The sequence below is a fragment of the Streptomyces sp. NPDC046915 genome, assembly GCF_040644935.1.
In the GTDB taxonomy this organism is placed as follows: Bacteria; Actinomycetota; Actinomycetes; order Streptomycetales; family Streptomycetaceae; genus Streptomyces.
On sequence record NZ_JBEYXB010000001.1, the window covers coordinates 617,425 to 637,982 of the forward strand.

General features: G+C 71.7%; 19 protein-coding genes. 8 read left to right on the forward strand and 11 right to left on the reverse strand.

Annotated elements, in window-relative coordinates; genetic code table 11:
- Positions 1-129 precede the first annotated feature (129 nt).
- The 3 genes from ABZ915_RS02720 to ABZ915_RS02730 are packed head-to-tail and all read left to right on the forward strand — an operon-like array spanning position 130 to position 2,976.
- On the forward strand, positions 130-888 hold the full coding sequence (locus tag ABZ915_RS02720; protein ID WP_361794602.1) for a hypothetical protein: 759 nt from the start codon (positions 130-132) through the stop codon (positions 886-888).
- Positions 872-1,594 carry a hypothetical protein gene (locus tag ABZ915_RS02725; protein ID WP_361794605.1) on the forward strand — a complete coding sequence of 241 codons (723 nt, stop codon included), beginning with the start codon at positions 872-874 and terminating at the stop codon, positions 1,592-1,594. The genes ABZ915_RS02720 and ABZ915_RS02725 overlap by 17 nt, the downstream gene beginning before the upstream one ends.
- Positions 1,591-2,976 (forward strand): M48 family metalloprotease, encoded by a 1,386-nt coding sequence (locus ABZ915_RS02730; protein ID WP_361794608.1) that lies wholly within the window; start codon positions 1,591-1,593, stop codon positions 2,974-2,976. Before ABZ915_RS02725 ends, ABZ915_RS02730 begins: the two co-directional genes overlap by 4 nt.
- A 43-nt stretch (positions 2,977-3,019) precedes the next feature.
- Here the strand turns inward: ABZ915_RS02730 and ABZ915_RS02735 are convergent, their stop codons facing one another.
- Positions 3,020-3,475, reverse strand: a complete 456-nt coding sequence (locus tag ABZ915_RS02735) for a hypothetical protein (RefSeq protein WP_361794611.1) — start codon at positions 3,473-3,475, stop codon at positions 3,020-3,022.
- A gap of 23 nt (positions 3,476-3,498) precedes the next feature.
- Positions 3,499-3,831 (reverse strand): hypothetical protein, encoded by a 333-nt coding sequence (locus tag ABZ915_RS02740; RefSeq protein ID WP_361794613.1) that lies wholly within the window; start codon positions 3,829-3,831, stop codon positions 3,499-3,501.
- Between the two features lie 236 nt (positions 3,832-4,067).
- On the opposite strand from ABZ915_RS02740, the gene ABZ915_RS02745 reads away from it, so the two are divergent.
- The gene (locus tag ABZ915_RS02745) at positions 4,068-5,009 is read left to right on the forward strand and encodes a DUF389 domain-containing protein (RefSeq protein WP_361794616.1); all 942 of its coding nucleotides are present in this window, start codon (positions 4,068-4,070) and stop codon (positions 5,007-5,009) included.
- 47 nt (positions 5,010-5,056) lie between these two features.
- On the forward strand, positions 5,057-6,895 hold the full coding sequence (locus ABZ915_RS02750) for a glycoside hydrolase family 15 protein (RefSeq protein WP_361794619.1): 1,839 nt from the start codon (positions 5,057-5,059) through the stop codon (positions 6,893-6,895).
- A gap of 43 nt (positions 6,896-6,938) precedes the next feature.
- Here ABZ915_RS02750 and ABZ915_RS02755 read toward each other — a convergent pair whose 3' ends face one another.
- The 8 genes from ABZ915_RS02755 to ABZ915_RS02790 form a co-directional block, all read right to left on the reverse strand.
- Positions 6,939-7,979: a cytochrome d ubiquinol oxidase subunit II gene (locus ABZ915_RS02755; RefSeq protein WP_361794622.1), complete on the reverse strand. Its 1,041-nt coding sequence runs from the start codon at positions 7,977-7,979 to the stop codon at positions 6,939-6,941.
- Complete coding sequence (locus ABZ915_RS02760) at positions 7,976-9,403, reverse strand: cytochrome ubiquinol oxidase subunit I (RefSeq protein ID WP_361794624.1); 1,428 nt, start codon at positions 9,401-9,403, stop codon at positions 7,976-7,978. The genes ABZ915_RS02755 and ABZ915_RS02760 overlap by 4 nt, the downstream gene beginning before the upstream one ends.
- Before the next feature lie 35 nt (positions 9,404-9,438).
- Entirely contained in the window at positions 9,439-10,278 is an 840-nt protein-coding gene (locus ABZ915_RS02765) for an SDR family oxidoreductase (protein WP_361794627.1), read from the reverse strand.
- 181 nt (positions 10,279-10,459) lie between these two features.
- Positions 10,460-12,040 carry a GMC family oxidoreductase gene (locus tag ABZ915_RS02770; RefSeq protein WP_361795771.1) on the reverse strand — a complete coding sequence of 527 codons (1,581 nt, stop codon included), beginning with the start codon at positions 12,038-12,040 and terminating at the stop codon, positions 10,460-10,462.
- Between the two features lie 93 nt (positions 12,041-12,133).
- Positions 12,134-13,051: a cyclase family protein gene (locus ABZ915_RS02775; RefSeq protein ID WP_361794630.1), complete on the reverse strand. Its 918-nt coding sequence runs from the start codon at positions 13,049-13,051 to the stop codon at positions 12,134-12,136.
- 30 nt (positions 13,052-13,081) lie between these two features.
- Positions 13,082-13,384, reverse strand: coding sequence for an SHOCT domain-containing protein (locus ABZ915_RS02780; protein ID WP_361794633.1), 303 nt, complete (start codon positions 13,382-13,384; stop codon positions 13,082-13,084).
- 16 nt (positions 13,385-13,400) lie between these two features.
- Complete coding sequence (locus ABZ915_RS02785; RefSeq protein WP_361794636.1) at positions 13,401-13,862, reverse strand: DUF6325 family protein; 462 nt, start codon at positions 13,860-13,862, stop codon at positions 13,401-13,403.
- Positions 13,863-13,969: 107 nt separating this feature from the next.
- Complete coding sequence (locus tag ABZ915_RS02790; protein ID WP_361794639.1) at positions 13,970-14,824, reverse strand: helix-turn-helix transcriptional regulator; 855 nt, start codon at positions 14,822-14,824, stop codon at positions 13,970-13,972.
- Positions 14,825-14,912: 88 nt separating this feature from the next.
- Between ABZ915_RS02790 and ABZ915_RS02795 the strand changes: the two genes are divergently transcribed.
- Both ABZ915_RS02795 and ABZ915_RS02800 read left to right on the forward strand, forming a co-directional pair.
- Positions 14,913-15,725 (forward strand): glucose 1-dehydrogenase, encoded by an 813-nt coding sequence (locus tag ABZ915_RS02795; RefSeq protein WP_361794642.1) that lies wholly within the window; start codon positions 14,913-14,915, stop codon positions 15,723-15,725.
- 81 nt (positions 15,726-15,806) lie between these two features.
- Positions 15,807-17,099, forward strand: coding sequence for a hypothetical protein (locus ABZ915_RS02800; RefSeq protein ID WP_361794645.1), 1,293 nt, complete (start codon positions 15,807-15,809; stop codon positions 17,097-17,099).
- Between the two features lie 42 nt (positions 17,100-17,141).
- Here the strand turns inward: ABZ915_RS02800 and ABZ915_RS02805 are convergent, their stop codons facing one another.
- On the reverse strand, positions 17,142-18,848 hold the full coding sequence (locus ABZ915_RS02805; protein WP_361794648.1) for a multicopper oxidase family protein: 1,707 nt from the start codon (positions 18,846-18,848) through the stop codon (positions 17,142-17,144).
- Positions 18,849-18,947: 99 nt separating this feature from the next.
- Here ABZ915_RS02805 and ABZ915_RS02810 point away from each other — a divergent pair, with 99 nt between their 5' ends.
- Entirely contained in the window at positions 18,948-20,474 is a 1,527-nt protein-coding gene (locus ABZ915_RS02810; RefSeq protein WP_361794651.1) for a M1 family metallopeptidase, read from the forward strand.
- The last annotated feature ends 84 nt before the right edge of the window (positions 20,475-20,558 follow it).

Consider the following 20,558-nt stretch of genomic DNA (forward strand, 5'->3'; position numbering starts at 1 on the left):
CATTCGTGGGATTTTCCGCTCTTTGGGGTGGGAGCGGGCCTCCTGTTCCGTATAGTCCGGTCGGCGGGTGCCCGGGCACCCGGAGGGGGAGACATGATGGTTCGTCAAGGGCGGCGAAGAGCCGCCCTGTTGGCTTTCGTACTGCTGGGGTGCTTCACGAGCCTCACCGCGTGCGGCGGTGACGGTGGCGGCGGGTCGGGGGCGTCGGCGGACGCCGGTGCGCCGGCGACGGCCGTGTCGACGGCCACGACCGACGCGGAGACGGCGACCGCGACGCCGGCCGGCACACCGGCCGAGGAGGAGACGGCGATTCCGGAGCCTTTGAGCACACCGGAGGACACCACGACCGCCGAGACGGACTCCGCGGACACGGAGACGTCGTCCGGGGTACCGCGCGGGACGTGGACCGGCACCGCGCACGTCAGCGTGGACTTCGCCGACCCCGGCTGTGCCACCGCCTCGCAGTCGTACGACCTTCCCGCGACGCTGGTCATCGACGATCCGGTCGGATCGGAGAGCAACTCCTTCCACCTGTCCTGGGCCAGTGACAGCCAGACGGCGGAAGGGGCCTTCGGAGTGACCTCCGCGCTCAGCGGAACCGACACCACCGACGGCCGCGGTGTCGAGATCGAGTACTGGTCGCTGTCGGACGACGGCGGAGGGGACCTCTCCGGCCGGCTCACCGACTCCGCCTCCGCCCAGGGCGCCGCGCTCAACCTCGTCTTCGTACCCAAGCCGCTGTTCCAGTGCGGCAGTTACACCAACTACCCCTACGGCATGGCGGTGGGTACGAGCCTGGAGGGGACCGTGTCCGACGCCTCGGCCTCCTTGACCCTCAGCGGTACCTCGGCCGACGGCACCAGGAGCTTCCGTGTCGAATGGTCCTAGCGGTACGGAGCTCCTGGACGACTGGGCCGGGCGGATCGCGTCGGCGGCCGCCCCGGACGAGATCGACTTCGCCGGTCACACCGCCCGGGTGTACACGCGCGGCGGCCGAGGACGCCGGGTGCTGCTGCGCCCGGCCCCCTCGGTCCCGGCGGGTACCGGAGGCGCCCTCGCCGCGGCCGTGCTGCCGATGCTGTGGGACGCGCTGGCGGCTTCGTACGCGCTGCTGAAGGCGGCTCTGGGGTCGTCGGTCCTCGCGAACACCATCTCCGCGTCCGCCCTGCTGCTCGCCCTGAGTGAGCGCCGCGACGGAGGTCCGGCCCCGGACGCCACGCCCGGACCAGAGCCCGAACCCGCGCCAGGACCCGGGGCAACGGGCGGCCCGGAGCCGGACGCGGACGAGGCGGCCGAGCTGGCCGTGCTGGCCGGTGCGGTGGTGGAGGTGTCGCGCTGTCTGCAGGCCCGGGGTATGCGGGGTCCGTCGGCAGACCAGGCCGCCGCCCGAGCCGTCGCGGCCCTGCACGCCGGCCGTGACGCGGGGGCCCTCGCCTTCCTCGCCCTGCTGGCGGGCGTACGTGCTCCGGACGCGGAGGAACCCGCCGCCGCATCCGGAGCACGGGCCGGCCTGCGCCGGCTGGCCGCCCGGTTGCCGAGGCCGCTCCGGCGGCCGGAGCGCCGGGCGGACCGACGGGCGGGACGGTCCGGATGAGGCCGCGCGCCCGGGACGGCGGGACGCCGCTGGCACCGCCCCCGTGGCTGTGGCTGCTGCTGGCCACCTACCTGTGGCAGCTGCCCTCGGGAGTCGGCTGGTGGCGCGCGCAGATCCGGGACCTGTGGACCGACCGGGGCGCCTACGGCGCGGAGGTCGTCGCGAGCCCCGGCTTCGCCGCGCTGAGGGTGTCCACGGTGAGCCAGCTCATGCCCACGCTGGTGCTCGTCGCCGGGCTGTTCACGGTGGTGGTCCCGCACGTCCGTGGCCGCTACACGCGGTGGCGCTACCGGCTCACCGACGCGACCGCGTTCGACGACGGCACCGCCGACGCGACGGGACAGGACACGGGACAGGAAGGGCTCGCCGGCCTGCGGCAGGCGGCGCTGACCTGCGCGCCGGGCACCACGCTGGCGGTGTCGATGTGGGGCAGGAGCCCGCCCGCCCGGGTCTACGCGACCGGCTGGCGCGAGCGGCGGATCGCCGTCTCCCTGGGATTCGTCGCCCTGTGGCGGCGCAGCCCCGACCGGGCCCGGGCGTTGCTGGTGCACGAGGTGGGCCACCTCGACTGCGGCGAACACCTCATCGCCGGCCTGGGCAGCCCGTTCACCCGCGCGGTGCAGGTCTGGCCCCTGGTGTTCCTGGCCTCCGGGGTCGCGCCGCTGGTCTGGCTGGCGGCGCGGCACGAACCGACCGCGTCACTGATGTGGGCCCAGGTCGTCGTCGTGCTGTCGAAGGCGACGGTCGTGATGGTGCCGGTGGCGGCCCTGTGGTGTGCCGAACTGGCGGCCGACCGGTACGCGGTGGCGGTGAGCGGGCCCACCGTCGTCACGCAGGCGCTGGACGAGCTGCGGCCGCCGGGCCGGCGGCACGGGTTCTGGAATGTGACCCATCCGCCCATGAGGCTGCGCCGGTGGTGTGTCGAGCGGGCCGACCGGCCCGTGGTGCCGGTGCTGCTGACCGTCGCCGGTCCCCTGGCGCTGCTGGCGCACGCCGCCGTCGTGACCCTGCTGGGCGGCGTGGCCCTCGCCCTGGCGGGCGACCCGCTGTCCGCGGCGGTCGCGAGCAGCCTGGAACTGGCCCACCGGGACCTGCTCACGGTGCCTCTGTGGGCGGCCGTCGTCTGTGTGGTCCTGGTGTGGCCGGAACTGGCGGCGGCGTGGCTGCGCCTGTGGCGCGGCAGGGCCGGGGACGCCGTCGTACCGGACACCACGGCTGGGCCCGGAGTGTTCGCCGTGGGCCACTGGACGGTGCGGGCGGCGGCCGTGGCGCTGCCCGCCCTCGTTCTCGCCGTCGCCCTGCTGCCGCCCAGCGGCGCCATCGACCGCGATCCGGTGCTGCGCCCGTCCACCGCCACGGCGGAGGACACCTCACACGGCTGACCGGCGCATGCGCCACGCGACGGTACGACAGGAGTGACCGCGGTCAGTGGCGGGGGCACGCGCTGTGGTCGGGGTGGCCCAGGGTGCGGCGGCATTCCTTCAGCTCCGCCTCGTAGAGGTGGTCCTTGCCGTCGGCCAGTTCCTGACGTGCCCGGGCTTCCAGCTCGGCGAACGGCCGGTAGTAGGTGGCGTTGTACTCCTCGACGATCTGGAACGTCCAGTGCCCCGGGATGACGTTGCGGCCCAGGATCTCCCGCTGCACACGGTCCGCCCAGTCGTCGTGGCCGGCCGCGCGCAGCAGTTCCACCGCGCGGTCCAGCTCGAAGTCCGCGCTGCCGGTGAGCTGGTGGAAGGAGTACAGGTGGCCGCGGGCCCGCTCGGTCGTCTCCAGCGCCTTCGACAACGACCCCAGGGCCTCCACCGTCTCGTCGGACAGATGCGCGGGCCGCCGGTGGTCCGCGTCGGGGCCGTCCTCGGAACTGTCAGGGTGAACAGTCATCGCGGTGCCAGGTCTTCCGGCGGTCAGTGGACGATGGTGAAGCTGCGCCACATCCCGGTGGAGTGGACCACCTGGTCCGAGGTCTGCGTGGGCAGGTAGACGCTCTGCCCGCCCGGCGGTTCGGTGCAGTCGGTCGTCTGGAACAGGATGATGTCGTTCTCCGTGTAGTTGTGCACGGCGGTCACACCCTCGCGGAACCGGTGGCAGCCGTCGACCGAGGGGTTGGAGATCTTCTCGACGGGCCTGACCCCGCTGCGCGCGTCGATCGTGCCGAGCGCCTGCTCGTCGCAGGCCGTCAGCGCGAGGCCGAGCAGTGCGATGCCGGTGAGCGCGGCCAGCGACCGTGGAGCGGGCATCGGGCCTCCTGTGCCGGGGTGAGAGCTGGCTGGTTCGTCGTCCCCACTCCACTATCCGTCGCGGCGGGCACGCGCGCCCGGCGAGTACGTCCGTTGCGGGCACGTGGACGGGTCCGGCGCGCGGCGCCCGACTCGGCACGGTGGGCGATCACAGGTGATAGTGGACGGGTACGCCCGCGTGCTCCACGCCCGGGCGCGCGTACCGGGATCGGTTCCGGAGGTTTCCGGAGGTTGGGATGGACCTGGTCCACTTCCGGATGGTCGTGGCGCCCGCGCTCACCCGGCCGGCCGTCGATCTGCTCACCTCGAACGATCATGTCCTGAACCTGGTGATCGTGCGGGCGGTCCACGTCACGGGCGGTGACGCGGTCGAGTGCGATGTGCCGAGGGGCGCCGCGAACGGCGTGCTGGAGGACCTGCGCGAGCTGGGCGTCGACCGGACGGGGTCGATCGCCGTGGACGGTGTCGACATGATGTTCTCCCGGAGCGCGGAGCGGATCGAGGCCGAGCAGCCGCCCGTGCTCGCCCGCGCTCCGCTGTGGGCCGCGGTCGAGGCCCACATCCGGGCGGAGGGAACCTATGTGCCGTCCTTCTACCTGTTCCTGGTGATCGCCGGGCTCATCGGCGCGGTCGGCATCCTGACCAACTCGCAGATCCTCATCGTGGCCGCCATGGTGGTCGGCCCCGAGTACAGCGCGATCACCAGCGTCGCGCTCGGTCTCGACCGGCGCAACCGGCGCCGGGTCCGGGAGGGGACGCGCGCCCTGACGGCCGGTTTCCTGCTGGCCATCGTGGTCACGCTGGGTTTCGCGGTACTGGTGCGAGCCGCCGGCCTCCAGTCCAGGGCCTTCGAACTGGGGCTCCGGCCGGTCTCCCACCTCATCGACACGCCGGACTTCTTCTCGGTCGTCGTCGCCTTCCTCGCCGGCGTGGTCGGGATCGTCTCGCTCGCCGAGGCACGCGGCAGCGCCCTGCTCGGTGTGTTCATCTCGGTGACCACGATTCCCGCCGCCTCCGACATCGCCGTCTCGCTCGCCTTCGCGGACTGGCATCAGGCGTGGGGCTCGCTGGTGCAGTTGCTGCTCAACGTGGTCGTCCTCGTGGTCGTCGGGGTCCTCACCCTCCGTGTGCAGCGACGTCTTTGGCAACGCGCGACGCGGGCCTCCGGCTTACGCTGATCTGGGGGGTGCGTTCGGGTGAATCGCATGCCGGAAGGGGCGCCCCGATGGACGACTACCCACTGATCGAGAACCACGGTCTGCTGGGCGATCTGCAGACCTCGGCGCTGGTGACCACCGACGGGGTGATCGACTGGTTCTGTTCCCCGCGGTTCGACTCGCCGAGTGTGTTCGGCGCTCTTCTGGACAAGGAGAAGGGCGGGCACTGCGCCATCCGGCCGGCGCACCCGACCCACGCGACCAAGCAGCTGTACCTTCCCGACACGGCGATCCTGGTGACCCGGTTCATGACCGAGGCGGGCGCCGGAGAGGTGATGGACTTCATGCCCGTGACCGGTACGGCGGTCACGCGCCGCCACCGGCTGGTCCGCCTGGTCCGCTGTGTGCGCGGCAGCATGACGTTCGAGGTGGAGATCGCCCCGCGGTTCGACTACGGGCGCACGGCCCACCAGTTGCACATCACCGAGCACGGAGCGGTGTTCGCCGCGGACGACGGCACGAAGCTCACCGTGCACCCCATCCGTGAACCGGAGGACGACCGGCTGACGGACGTTCTCACGGCCCGGGAGTCCGACCTGCACCTCTCGCTGACCCTCCAGGCCGGCCAGCAGCGCGGCATGATTCTGGAGATGGGCGCGGAAGGGCCGCCCGCCGAGGTCCGTGAGCCCGAACACCTGCGGCTCTTCGAGGAGACCGCCGCGTTCTGGCGCACCTGGCTGAGCCAGTCCCGCTACACCGGGCGCTGGCGTGAGGTGGTGGAGCGGTCCGCGATCACGCTGAAGCTCATGACCTTCGCGCCCAGCGGCGCCGTGGTGGCCGCCCCGACGGCGGCCCTGCCGGAGCAGCTGGGCGGCGAGCGCAACTGGGACTACCGCTTCACCTGGATCCGTGACGCCTCCTTCTCGGTGTACGCCCTGCTGGGACTGGGGTTCACCGACGAGGCCAGGGCCTTCATCGTCTGGCTGGGCGACCGGGTCCAGGAGCGGGCCGGCAGCGACGGCAACACGGGCCCGCTGAACATCATGTACAAGGTCGACGGCTCCTCCGACCTGGACGAGCAGCTCCTCGACCACTGGGAGGGCTATGAGCGTTCCGCGCCGGTACGGATCGGCAACGGCGCCGCCACACAGCTCCAACTGGACATCTACGGCGAGGCGCTGGACAGCATCTACTTCGCGCAGCAGCACGGCTTCCACGTCGGGCACAAGGGATGGACCTCGCTGCTGACGGACCTGGAGTGGCTGGCCGACCACTGGGACCAGGCGGAGGAGGGGCTGTGGGAGACCCGCGGCGGCCGCCAGGACTTCACCTACGGCCGGGTGATGTCGTGGGTGGCCTTCGACCGCGCTGTGCGACTCGCCGAGTCGAACGGCTGGCCGTCCGGGGCCGCACGCTGGCAGGCCGAGCGGGACGCCGCCTACCAGCAGGTGATGGCCAAGGGGTGGAGTGAGAAGCGCGAGGCCTTCGTCCAGCACTACGGCAGTGAGGTACTGGACTCCTCGCTGCTGCGCATGGCGACGGTCGGGTTCCTGACCCCCGGGGATCCGATGTGGTCGTCGACCCTCGACGCCATGGAACAGGAACTGGTCAGCGACAGCCTGGTCTACCGCTACAACCCCGAGGCCTCGCCCGACGGTCTGCGCGGCTCGGAGGGCACGTTCTCGCTGTGCACGTTCATGTACGTCGACGCCCTGGCGCGCGCGGGACGCACCGACCGGGCGAGGCTGGTGTTCGAGAAGATGATGGGGTACGCCAACCACCTGGGCCTGTACTCCGAGGAGATCGACCCGACGGGACGTCAACTGGGCAACTTCCCGCAGGCGTTCACCCATCTCGCTCTCATCGACTCGGCCCTCACCCTGAACGCGGCTCTCGACCGGCGGTAGCCGTCCCCGGTGGGGCCCGGCAGGATCTCGTCCTCGGTCACCGTCATCCTTCGTCGGCGGTGCCGCCGCGGCGCAGGTCGCTGTCGCTGAGGCCCTCCAGTTCGCCGTGGGTGTCCAGCCAGTAGAGCAGGGCGACCGCGGGCACGACCAGCACGACGGCGACGAGGATGACGAGCCCCAGCCAGCGCAGTGTGGTGTGCGCGCCCGCTCCGTCGGCGACGGTCAGCGTGGTGGGGATGAGGTACGGGCGCTGTGCCATGCCCCAGGCGAGGACGGCCGACGCGACCACGCCGACGGCGGTGACCCGGGACCAGGCGCCGGACGGCCGGATCAGCAGCCACGCGGTGGCGAGCGTGGCCAGCGCCGCCAGGACGACGAAGACGAGTCCCACGCCGTGCGTGAGCCCGTGCCAGACATGCGGCGCGTCGCCTTGGGTGACGGCCAGGGTGATCACGGCGAGAGCGACGACCGTGACCAGCGCGCCCAGCGCCCGGCGCCGGAAGTAGGTGTCCAGGTCCGGTGTGTCGAAGCGCCGGGCGTCCGCGGCGAGGAAGACGGCACCGAGGAGGGCCGTGGTCGCCACGGCGAGCAGCCCGAACAGGACCGAGGTGGGGTTGGACCAGGCGTCCGCCGACGCCTGGGTGCCCGCCGTCACCCGGCCGGAGGCCACTCCCCCGGCCGCGGCGCCGAGGAAGAACGGCGTCAGCAGCGAGGAGACGGCGAACATGGCGCCGTACAGGCGCCGGCCGGCCAGCCGCCGGGTGGGTTTGCGCAGGGCGAAGCCGGCGCCGCGCAGCACGATGCCGACGGCGGCCAGGGCCAGCGGCAGCCACATCGCGGTGAACACCCGCTGGAAGAAGACGGGGAAGCCCGTCCACATGATGACGAGTACGAAGATCAGCCAGACGTTGTTGACCTCCCAGACGGGCGCCATGGCGTGGTCGATCAGCCATCGGGGGCGCTTGCCGCGTTCCGCCCCGCCGGCGGTCAGGTCCCAGAAGCCGGCGCCGTAGTCGGTGCCGCCGGCGCAGGCGTAGGCGGCGACCGCGAGCAGCAGCACGACGGCGATGACACCGGCGATCACGGCCGGCTCCCGGTGGAGCGCGGCCCGTACGGGGTGTCCGTCTCGGGGGTCCGGTCCGATGGCTCGCGGTCGGCCTTCTCGTCGGCGAGCCGCCAGCGGGTGCGCATCTTCAGCAGCACCAGCAGGAAGGACGCGAAGACGACGACGTACACGACGACGACCAGGCCGAACATGGTCCACAGGGCGGCGGAACGCGTCGACGTCACCGCTTCGGCGACCCGCATGTTCTGGTAGACGATCCACGGCTGGCGGCCCACTTCGGTGGTGATCCAGCCGCATTCGACGGCGACGACGGAGGCGACGCCGGCCACGGCGGCGCACCGGTAGAACCACGGTGAGCGGGGCAGCCTGCGGCGGCGCAGCCAGACCAGGGCGTACCACAGGGCGAGCAGCACCAGCAGGGAGCCGATCCCGACCATGGTGTCGAAGGTCCAGTGGACGATGGTGGCCTGGGTGGGCGTCGGCCGGTCGCTCGCGGGGACCGAGGTCAGCCCGGTGACCTTCGTGTCCGGGCGGAAGCCGGCCAGGATGGAGTCGAGTTGCGGGATCTTGATGCCTCCGGAGATGGTCCCGTCCGGGTGCAGCCGGCCGAACAGGTATTCCGGGACGTGGGTGTCGGTCTTCCAGACGATCTCCGTGGCGGCGAACTTCACCGGCTGCTTGTGGAACACCTGCCGGGCGATGGAGTCGCCCAGCATGAACTGCACCGGTGTGCATACGGCGGCCAGTGTGAAGGGGACCGCGAAGCCGAGCCGGTGGTACCGGTCGCGGCGGCCGCGCAGCCGGCCCATGGCGTAAACGCCCGCCGTGACGTAGCCCGCCGTCACGAACATCGCCATGACGAAGTGCCAGTACTCCGGGCCGAACATGGGCGTGAAGATCGCCTTGCGGATGTTCACGTTCACGGGGTTGCCCGCGGAGTCGAGGCTGAAGCCCCGCGGGGTGTTCATCCACGAGTTGGCGGCCAGGATGCCGAAGGCGCCGAGCAGGGCGGCGAACGGGAGCGGCAGCCCGAGCAGGAAGTGGGTGCGGGACGGAAGCCTGCGCCAGCCGTAGAGGTAGACGGCGATGAGGACGGCCTCCAGGAAGAACGCCCAGGCCTCGACACCGAACCCGATGCCGAAGACATCGCCCCACCTGCCCATCATGCCCGGCCAGAGCAGGCCGAACTCGAAGGACAGCACGGTGCCGGTGACGACCCCGATCGCGAACTGGACCGCCATCACCGCCGACCACCGCCGCGCCAGCAGCAGGGCGGTCGGGTCGTCGCGGCGCAGACCGTAGCCGTGCATGATGAGCGTGATCAGCGGCAGCGCCACGCCCAGCGGCACCAGGATGATGTGGGAGGCGAGGGTGAAGGCCATCAACGATCTGGCCGGGAGCGTTTGCGCCGGCACGTCCGCCAGCGACAGGACCGTGTACATGGGAGCCTCTCCGGGGCCGGCGCGGGTGCGGTGGGTCAGCCGCCGGTGGCGAACCCGGGGAAGAGGGTCATCCCGCCGTCCACGAAGAGGGTGGTGCCCACGACGTAGTCCATGAGGTCGGAGGCGAGGCCCACGACGGCGTTGGCGATGTCGTCGGGGTCGCCGACGCGGTCGTAGGGGATCAGCCGCAGGAGATCCTTCTGAGCCGCGGCCGTCTCCCAGGCGCTGCGGTTGATGGGCGTCTTGATGGCTCCCGGGGCGACCGCGTTGACGCGGATCTTCTTCGGGGCGAGCTCCTGGGCCAGGGTCTCCATCATCATCTGTACGCCGCCCTTGGAAGCGGCGTAGTTGACGTGCCCCGCCCACGGGATGACCTGGTGCACCGAGCTCATGCAGATGATCTTCCCGGCGGCGCGGGACACCTCGGGGACGACTCCGCGCCGCAGGAACTCCTTGGTCGCCTCCCGGGCGCAGAGGAACTGCCCGGTGAGGTTGACGTCCAGGACCTTCTGCCACTGGGCGAGGCTCATGTCGGTGAACGAGGCGTCGCGCTGCATCCCGGCGTTGGCGACCAGGATGTCGATCGTGCCGAACTCCTGGACCATCCGGTCCATCATGGCGACGACCTGGTCCTCCTTGGACACGTCCGCCTCGTAGGCCGCGGCCCGCGCGCCGAAGGAGGTGATCTCGTCGACCACCTTCTCCGCTTCCTCGGCGCCGGCCACATAGTTGACGACCACGTCGGCCCCGGCCCGGCCGAGGGCGATGGCCGTCGCCCTGCCGATTCCGGAGTTCGCGCCGGTGACCAGCGCCTTCTGGCCCTTGAGCAGCTGCGCGGGGATCACGCCCTGGGGTGCGCCCTCGGTGGAACTCACGATGCCCTACTCCTCCGTCGCGGGACCCGGGATTCCGCAGGGCCGTGGCGGGGCCGTGGCCCGGGGTTCGGTGCCACACCACCACCGTGGCCGGGCGGCGGCACCCCGGGAGGCCCCGCATTGAGCCGACCGGCTGAGGATCTCGCCCGGTCGGACGGTCGGGCCGCTCGTCGGATGCCGGTCAGCTCAGCCGCTCCAGGAGGTGGTCTCCCACCCGCAGGGCGTTCGCGATGGCCGTCAGGGACGGATTCACCGCCCCGATGCTCGGGAAGAAGCTCGTGTCGACGACGTACAGGTTGTCCAGGTCGTGGGCCTTGCAGTTGACGTCCAGGGCCGAGGACACCGGATCGGTGCCGAACCGCACCGTGCCCGCCTGGTGCGCGGTCGCGCCGATCGGCATGCCCTTGTGCAGATAGATGCTGTGGGACAGCAGACGGTGCTCGTGCATGCCCAGGTGGCCGAGCATGTGCTGGAGCTTGTGCCGCAGGCGTTTCAGACCGGCGATGTTGTTGTCCTCGTCGAGCGTCAGCCGGATGCGGCCGTCGCCGTCCAGGGTGACCCGGTTGTCCGGCTGCGGCAGGTCCTCCCCGCACAGCCAGAAGTCGACGGCGTGATGGGCCAGGACCTCGAAGGGCATGTCCGGTGCGACCGCTCCGGCCCAGCGCGGGGCCTCGCCGTGGATCTGCTCGGCGTCCGACTTGCCGAGCATCTGGATGCCACCGAGGGGGTACTCCCAGTCGTCCGCGCCGAGGTACCAGTCGTGCAGGGCGAGGGTCTTCTGGAACTGCGTGTCGTTGGGCTCCTTCGAAATGGCCATCAGGGCGAGGTTGTTGTGCCGCATGTAGTGCCGGCCGACCACGTCCGAGCTGTTCGCGAGCCCATGGGGGTGCCGGTCGTTCGCCGAAGCGAGCAGCAGCACGGCGGAGTTGACCGCCCCGCAGGCCACCACCACGATGTCCGCGGTGAATCGGGCCTCCTCCTCGCCCGGGAGCCGGGCGACGACCGTGGTGACGCTACGGCCCGCCGGATCGGTCTCCAGCCTCGTCACATGGGCCTTGGTCACCATGTCGACGTTCTCGTGCCGCAGCGCGGGTTCCACGCAGATCACCTGGGCGTCGGACTTGGCGCGGACCAGGCAGGGGAAGCCGTCGACCCGGTTGCAGCGGATGCAGGCGCTGGAGTGGGTGGCCTGCCCGTTCTCGCCCTGGGTGAGGTTGACCCCGATGGGCAGGTGGAAGGGGTGCAGTCCCTGCTTCTCCAGGTCGTAGCTCAACTGCTGGATGCGCGGCTCGTGTTCGACCGGCGGGTAGGCGTATTGTGCGCTGCTCGGCCCTTCCCAGGGGTCCTCGCCGTGCCGGCCGTGCACCAGGTACAGGTGCTCGGCCTGGGTGTAGTACGGCTCCAGGTCCTCGTAGCGGATCGGCCAGGCGGGAGAGACGCCGTCGTGGTGGCTCAGTTCTCCGAAGTCCTCGGGCCGCAGCCGGAACAGCGCCGCCCCGTAGAACTTGGTGTTGCCGCCGACGTAGTAGTTGACCTCGGGCGGGAACTCGTTGCCGTGCTTGTCGAGCCAGAACTCGTCGGCCCGGTACTTGCCCTTGACGAACACGGCCGTGGAGTCCCAGTTGTCGCGTTCGCGCCGCAGATAGTCACCGCGTTCGAGGACGAGCACCCGTTTGCCCGAGGGGGCGAGGCGGTGGGCGAGCGTCCCGCCGCCGGCGCCGGTACCGATGATGATGATGTCGTAATGGGGGGAGTCGCCCATGGCGACCACCGTCCTCACTTCGTCATTGTCCCACTTCGAACGTATATGCCCTGGGGCGGTGCGGCACCTGGAGCGAACGGTGCCCGGACGCGGTCACAGGACGGCGATCGGGTTGACCGGAGAGCCGGTGGCCGCCGGCAGCCGCAGGGGGGCGACCACGCACAGGAAGTGCCAGCGGCCCAACCGTTCACAGACAGGTGCCAGTTCCTCGAAGTCGAGCCAGTCCATGAGGTGCAGCCCCAGCGCGTTCACGGCCAGTACGTGCACGGGGAACGGGACCTCGGCCACCGCGCTGGGGGCCGTGTCGTTGTTGCCGTCCGAGCCCAGCGCGGCCACGCGCCGCTCGGCCACCACGGCCATCGCCGCCGGGTGCAGGCCCGCCCGCGCCTCCGTCGTGTCCCAGGCGCCGTGGCTGCGCCGGCGACGCCGGTGCCCGACCCGTACGAACAGCAGGTCACCCGGGCCGACCGTGACCTCCTGGGCCGCCTCGGCCGCCGTGAGGTCACCGGCGGTCACATGGTCGCCGGGGGCGAGCCACGGCACGCCCCGCAGGCGCGGGATGTCCAGCAGGACCCCGCGGCCGACGATGCCGTCCCGCACCAGGTCCAGCGTGAGCGCGCCGGCGCCCTCCGGTGTCACGCTGCTCGCCGGGACACCGCCGTACAGTTCACCGTCGAACATCACGTGGCACAGCGCGTCGAGGTGACTGTCGGCGTCCCCGTGCACGTTCATGGCGAACCGGTCGCGGGCGAACCGCAGCCCTCGCGCGTCGTCGTCCGCCCGGTGCGCCGCCGCGGTCATCCTGTGCTGGGCGGGCTCGGGGTTGTCCGGACCCGGCGTGGTCTCGATGGGGGCGGCGAGCGACACCGTGTGTCCGTGCCGGACCTCGCCCGCGGCGGCCAGCACCCGCTCGGGGGTGAGGTGGCCCAGCGCTCCGCGCGGCTGGTCACCGTCGTGCCGTGCCTGATCGCGCAGCCGGCGGTACAGGGAGCGGAAGTCCGCCTCGGACATCGTCCGCCGGTCACCGTGCATCACGGCGGGTCAGCCGAGCACCCGGCGCTTCTGGGCCTCGAACTCCTCCTCGGTGAGCACCCCTTGGGCCTTCAGGTCGGCGAGTTGCTTCAGCTGGTCGATCTTGTCGGTCATGTCGTCGGCGACCGGTTGCGTCGCCGCGGGCGGTGGCGCGGGGGGCGGTGGTGCCGCGGCCTGCTGGGCCGCGAGTTGCCGCTCGTAGTCCTGCTCGGCCCACCGGCCCGCCTGCCGCCGGGAGACGCGGTTGGACACCGCGGTGGCCGTACCCGCGACCACCGCCGTGCGGGCGGCGCCGCGAAGAAGTCCTGGCATGCTCACTCATCTCCCATCAGGCGGCCACGGGCCCGCTCGGGGGCGTCGTCGGTTCGGTCGCGTCCAGCGAGGCCAGCAGCGCCTGCACGGGAATGCGGCCGCTCGCCACCAACTGGGCTCCCTCGCGCCGCAGGGCACGGGCCAGCGGCGCGGCCCACACGTTCTCGTACACGAGGACCGCGGCGGAGTTGCCGGGTTCCAGCGCGGCACCCGCGTCGTCCAGGTCGCTCTGGTCCAGCACTCCGGAGGAGGCTCCCTCGAACACCGTGAGATCGATCTCGTCCCCGATCTCCTTGAGTTCCAGCGCGGCGATCGACCCGTCGGTGTCCTTGCGGACGAAGACGAGGTCGATGATGCGGATGATGCCGCGTTCGACCAGATCGACGAGCAAGGGGAAGCCCTCCCCCGTCATACGGTTGCCGGGGAACTCGACGATCAGATAGTCGACGGGTCCCATTTCCTCGAGGTCATCGGTCATGGCCACTCCTCGGAGGCGGACGGTCCCTCCAGCCATTGCAACACCCGGCCCAGGGACCCGCACGTCCAGCAGCCCGCTTCCGGCGGCCGGGGGCCGCCCCGGTCACCTCACCCCTCGGTGACCTCCATGCGCTGGGTGCCGATGACCGACAGCAGCCGCAGCGCCTCCTCGGACCGTGAGCCGGGTTCGGCGGTGTAGATCACGACCCGCTGGTCGCGGTCGGTGATGGACAGGACGTCGCAGTTGACGGTGACGGGGCCGACCAGCGGGTGCTGGAAGGTCTTGATCAGGGTGGGCGCGGCGGACACGTCGTGGGAGGCCCACAGCCGGGCGAACTCCGCGCTCCCGCGGAGGAGTTCGCCCACCAGCCCGGTGACTTCCGGATCGTCGGGGTAGCGGGCGGCGGTGGCGCGCAGGTGCTGGGCCGAGGCATGGCCGAAGGCGTCCACGTCCGACAGCCCGTAGAGCCGCAGCCCCTGCCGATGCGGCCCGAGGAAGGCACGGCGCACCAGGTTGCGCTCGCGCCGGGGCAGGGCGGAGAAGTCCTCCATGAGGGCGGCCGCGAGATCGTTCCAGGCGATCACCTCGTACGTCGCGGACGTCACGATCGCCGCGGCCTGCGGCAGCCGTCGCAGCAGGTCGAGGATGCTCTGGCGGACCTCGCGCGAGGGTCCCGGCGGCGGGCCGGGCGGGGCGCCGGCGAGATGGTGGAGGTGGTCGCGCTCGGCGTCCGACAGCCGCAGGGCCCGGGCCAGCCCGGCCAGCACCTCGCGCGAGGGGCGCGGGCCGCGGGCCTGCTCCAGCCGCGTGTAGTACTCGGTGGAGATGAACGCCAACTGCGCCGCCTCCTCCCGGCGCAGTCCCGGAGTGCGGCGGCGCGGCCCGGCGGGCAGCCCCACATCGGCAGGGGTGATCCGCTCCCGCCTGCTGCGCAGGAAGGCGGCCAGTTCTCGTCGGTCCACCTTTCGAGTGTGCCCGAGTGCCGGTGAGCCGATCCAGGTACTGCCGGTGCCTGGATCGGCCCGGCCGGGCGGGCGCAGGCTCGCTGCCATGGACAACACACAGACCGACGACACCACCACTCCCGCCACCGCTCCCGCCGCGCCCGGCCTGCTGGCCGGCAAGGTCGCCTTCATCACCGGTGCCGGGCGCGGCATCGGCGCCGCCGCGGCGCGGCTGTTCGCCCGGGAGGGCGCCCGGGTGCTGCTCGCGGCCCGCACCGAGGACCAGCTGAAGGCGGTGACCGAGGAGGTCCGGGCGGCGGGTGGCACCGCCGACCACGTGGTGTGCGATCTGGCCGACGCCGACAGCGTGCGCGCCGCCGTCGACCGCGCCGTGGACCTGTACGGGCGGCTCGACGTCGCCTTCAACAACGGGGCTACGATCCAGCCGCCGGGCCCGATGGACCGGCTGCCGGAGGCCGGCTTCGACCACGTCTACGCCGTGAACCTCAGGGGCCCGTGGCTGGCCATGGTCGCCGAGGTCGCCGCCATCCGGGCCACCGCCGGGACGGGTGCCATCGTCAACAACTCCTCCGTCGGCAGCCTGCGGGGCAACCCCGAACTCCCGGCCTACGGTGCGATGAAGCGGGCGCTCAACAGCCTCACCGAATCGGCCGCCGTCACCTACGGCCCCGAGGGCATCCGCGTCAACGCCATCGCCCCCGGCGGCACGCTGACCGACATGATCCGGGCCTGGGAGGCGGAATCACCCGGTCTCCTGGAACGCCTCAAGGCCGCGACCCCCCTGCGCCGTCCGGCCGACCCCGACGAGATCGCGCAGGCCGCGGCCTGGCTCCTCAGCGACCGTGCCTCCTTCGTGACCGGCGCCGTCCTCCCCGTCGACGGAGGCGCGCGGGCCTGAGCCGGCCGAGCCCCGCCGCCTGTGAGTCGCCCGTGAGCCGTCCGTGAGGCGTCTGTGCGGGCTGATGTAGCGTCAGCGGACATGACCATAATCATGTCCGCAACACATCGACGGTGGAGCGGGGTGGTCGGCGCGTGTCTGGCTCTGCTGCTCTCGGCCGTCACGCTGTCCGTGGCGCACCCGGCGGCCGCCGCGTCGGTACTGGCCCCGATCGACCCCGGTGGCTTCAAGATGCGGGCGGGGGACTTCACGGACCGTGGTGACGCGATCCAGCACATCGAGGCGTCGGGGAGCGTCTCCGTGCGCACCTCGCCCGAACAGGTGCTCGCCGACGGCGGCCACGCCGGCCGGGCGGCGCTGTGCCACAACACCAACCTGGACGGCTCGCTCAAGTACGACGGCTTCTGCTGGGACCAGGCCGACGACACCTCGGCCGACTGGACGCCCCAGGGACTGACCGGCTCGCACGACGCGCAGCCCGGCGGGACCTGGAACGGGCACTACCTCTACATCGCCTCCTGGCACTACACGGACAACGGCTACGCCCGGATCACCATCGCGGAGTCCACGGGCACCTCGGTCACGTACCAGCACGTGCTGCTGGTCGACCCGTACTCCACCGGCAGCGGCTACACCTTCCGCCCGGTGGGCGGGGCCGGTGACCGGTCCGGGATGGACGTGCTGAGCGGCCACGCCGACGGTGTCACCTGGTACGGCAACAAGCTCTTCGTCGCCACCGGACACCAGCTCCAGGTCTACGACCTGCGGCACCTGTGGAAGATGAGCGACACCTCCACCGACCAGGTCGGCATCCTGCCGGGCGGCAAGTCCTCGGCCCGCTACCACAACTGGGCGCTGCCCATGGCCGGCATCTACTTCACCGGCAGCACGGGTGACCCCTGCGACGCCACGCGGCCGTGCCTGACCTCGCTCAGCCTGGACCGGAAGTCCTCTCCGGACGCCCTGGTCACCTCGCAGATCGCCACCAAGGGCGGTGGCCCGCTGATCCGCTGGCCGCTGAACGCGAGCACGGCGCTGCCGGACACCGACACCGCGAACGACTACACCGGGACGGTCACGGCGACCGGGGCCTACACCGTGCCGATCTGGAAGGTGCAGGGAGCCGCCACCGACGGCACCTACTACTACTTCAGCGGCGAGTGCCCCGAGACGGCGGGCACCACCGACTCCGACGTGCCGTACTGCATCCACCGAGCGCTGCCGGGCGCCGCCCCGCACGTCCTCACCCATGCCCCGCCGCTGACCCAGAACCTCTCCTACGCCCCGTCGTCGGGACGCCTGTGGGGGCTCAACGAGCGGGAGAACACCACCACCGGGAAGCGGGTGGTCTTCTCCCTGGTGCCCTCGGCCTGAGGACACTCCGGCCGGCCGCCCACCGGGGCGGCCGGCACGCCGTCACTTCCGGTAACCGAGGATGGTCATCATTCCGGACTCGGAGTGGTACTGGTTGTGGCAGTGGAGCATCCACAGGCCCGGGTTGTCGGCGTTGAAGTCGACGACCATCTTGCGGTGCGGCATCAGGATGGAGGTGTCCTTGCGGGCCCCGAGCCCGTCGAGGCCGCGCAGGGCGAACGTGTGGCCGTGCAGGTGCACGGGATGCCACATGTCGGTGGCGTTGATGAGGGTCAGCCGGACCCGTTCACCCTGCCGGACCGGACGGCGCTCCTCGACGGAGTAGGGCCGGTGGTCGAAGCCCCAGTTGAAGGCCCTCATGTTGCCGGTCAGCCTGATCCGCATCTCACGGTCCGGCTCCCGGTGGCACAGGGCGACGGACTCGTCCGGCACGAGCCGTCTGGCCGGCACGACCTTCCCCTCTAGTTCATCCGGGTGCACGGAGGAGCGGGGCATGCCCCCGCCTCCGGTACGCAGCACCGCCAGCGCCCTGCCGTTCTTGCCCTCCGCCAGCGCGACCAGCGGGAACACCCCGTCCTTGGCGGTGATCAGCACGTCGTAGCGCTCGGCCATCCCCAGCAGCAGCGCGTCCGTCCGCTTGTGCTCGACCGGGTAGCCGTCCGTGTGCGTCACCGTCATCTCGTGGCCGCCCAGGGCGACCCGGAAGGCCGTCTCGGCGCCGGCGTTGATGATGCGCAGCCGGATGCGGTCCCCGGGGCGGGCCCGGAAGACCGAAGGCTCGTGCGCGAGACGCCCGTTGACCAGGTAGAACGGGTAGTCGACGCTGCCGCCCTCGCTGTGCAGCATGCGGCTGTGGGAGTCGTGGAGCAGCCGGGAGGGGCTCTTGGACCTGCCGGGGTCCCAGTCCCCCGATTCGTCCCAGGTCTCGTGGCCGGAACCGTCGTGTTCCGTGCCGTGTTCCTCGTCCTCCCCCATGTCCATGCCCATCGGCGCACGCTTGCCGTGGTGCAGTTCCGCGAGCACCGCGTCCGGGGTGGAGCCCTGCACGCCGTCCAGCCAGTCGTCCAGGACGACCACCCACTCCTTGTCGTACGACAAGGGCTCCCTGGGGTCCTCGACGATGAGCGGCGCGTACAGGCCGCGGTCCAGTTGCAGCCCCGTGTGGGAGTGCAGCCAGTAGGTGCCGGGGTGGACCACGGCGAAGCGGTAGTTGTAGTCCTCGCCGGACTGGATGGAGCGCTGGGTCAGGCCCGGTACGCCGTCCATGTCGCAGCGCATCCGCACCCCGTGCGAGTGCAGTGTGGTCGACCGGGGCAGCCGGTTGGCGAGCGTGAGGTCGAGGATGTCACCCGCGTGGATCCGCACCTCCCGGCCGGGCAGTCTGTCGTTGTACGCCCATGACCTGACCATCAGCCCGCCCAGGTCAAGGAACGTTTCATCAGCGGTGAGCCGGAACCTGCGCACCGGTCCCTGACCACGTTCCCGTTCGGCCTCGAGGACCTCGGGATCGGACGGGTTCACGTACCCCGCGGGCCCCCTGGGAACGAATGCCTCGCCTTGGTGGCCGGCCGTGCCGGTTCCGGGACGGGAGCCCGGCGCCGGGCGGGGAGCCGGGCGGGCGTGGGGGCTGTCCGCCGGGTGGGAGCCGGGCTCCGAGAGGGGTGCGGACCCGGAGCATGCGGTCAGGATCCCCGAGCCGCCGGCCACGATCGAGGCACCGAGCACTGTGCGCCGTGTGTGTGTCTGCATGAATAAATAAGACACGTTTTATGACCATATGTGTGAGAACTGGCGCGGCGCGTCTCATGAATCGCGGGCGCCGACGACGGTGCGGCCGATAGTGCGGCTATGCGGATCACGATCGCCGGCACCTCCCTCACCAAGCGCAGGCTGCTCGCCCTGGCCGTCGCCGGCGCCGTCGCCGGTGCCGGCGTCCTGGTCGGCACCCTCCAGCACGGGGGCCGCCGCTCCCCCGCCCCCGGCCCCTCCGCCGCCTCGTCCGGCGCGGCCCCCTCCCCCGGCGCCCCCGGCATCGGCGACCCGCTCCTGCCGCTCGACGGCAACGGCGGCTACAAAGTCCGCCGCTACACCCTCGGCTTCGACTGGCGGGCGCCCCGGACCCCCTTCGACGCCGCCACCACCATCAGCGCCACCGCCACCCAGGCCCTGTCCCGCTTCGACCTCGACTTCGCGGGCAACACCCTGCGCACGGTCACCGTCGACGGCGTGCCGGCGACCACCGCACGCGAAGGCGACGAACTCGTGATCACCCCCGCGAAGCCGATCCCCCGGGGCGCCGGCTTCACCGTGCGGGTCGCCTACACCGCCGACCCGACGCGGCAACGGCACCGCGGCGACGCGATCGCGGACTACGGCTGGGTGCCCACGCCCGACGGCACCGTGCTGTGCCCGCAGCCCGACGGCGCCAAAATGATCTTCCCGGCCGACGACCATCCGAGCCTGCGCGCACCGGTCACCTTCCGCATCACCACCCCGCCGGGCGTCAGCGCCGTCGCGACCGGCCGGCTCGTCGAACGCGTCCGGCGGCCCGACGGACGCACCCGGTGGACGTACGACTCCGAGCAGCCCGTCGCGGCCCAGCTGGTCCAGATGGCGATCGGAAGGTTCGCGGTCGTCGACACCACCGGCCCGCACGGGCTGCCCGTCCGGGACGTGGTCCCCGAGGACCTGGTCACCGGCACCGAGGCCTACCGCTCGCTCACCCCCGGGCATCTGGCCTGGCTGGAGCGGCGGCTGGGCCCGTACCCCTTCGGCCGGTACGGGGTGCTGGTCGGGGACACCGCCCTGCCGGTGGCCCTGGAGACGCAGTCGCTGTCCGTCCTGCCGAGCGCCGATCTGCTGGGCGACCGGGTCCACGCCGAACGCAACCTCGTGCACGAACTGACCCACCACTGGACCGGGGACAGCGTCGCCATCCGACGGTGGTCCGACCTGTGGCTGAGCGAGGGGCACGCCCAGTTCTACGAACGCCTGTACTCCGACACGCACGGCGGCGACAGCATGGAGGCCGCGATGCGGGCGGCGTACGAGCGGCACGACCAGTGGCGGCACGACGACGGGGCGCCCGCCGAACCCACCGAGCCGACCCTGTTCCGCCAGATCAGGTACGACGGCTCGGCGCTGGTGCTGTACGCCCTGCGGGAGGAGGTCGGTGAGGAGACCTTCGGCCGGATCGAGCGGTCCTGGGTGACGAGGTACCGGGGCCGGGCCGCCGGCACCGCGGACTTCGTCGCGCTCGCCTCCGAGGTCGCGGGCAGGGATCTGAAACCGTTTCTGACGCCGTGGCTGTACGGGGAACACACCCCGCCCATGCCCGGGCACCCCGACTGGCGGACCGACCCGGTCGAGGACTGAGCCGCCCGGCCGCCGCGGCCCGCGTACTGCCGCCGACCGAGTGGCGTGTGCCGGGCGGCTGGTCCACGTGGTCGACGTTCGGCG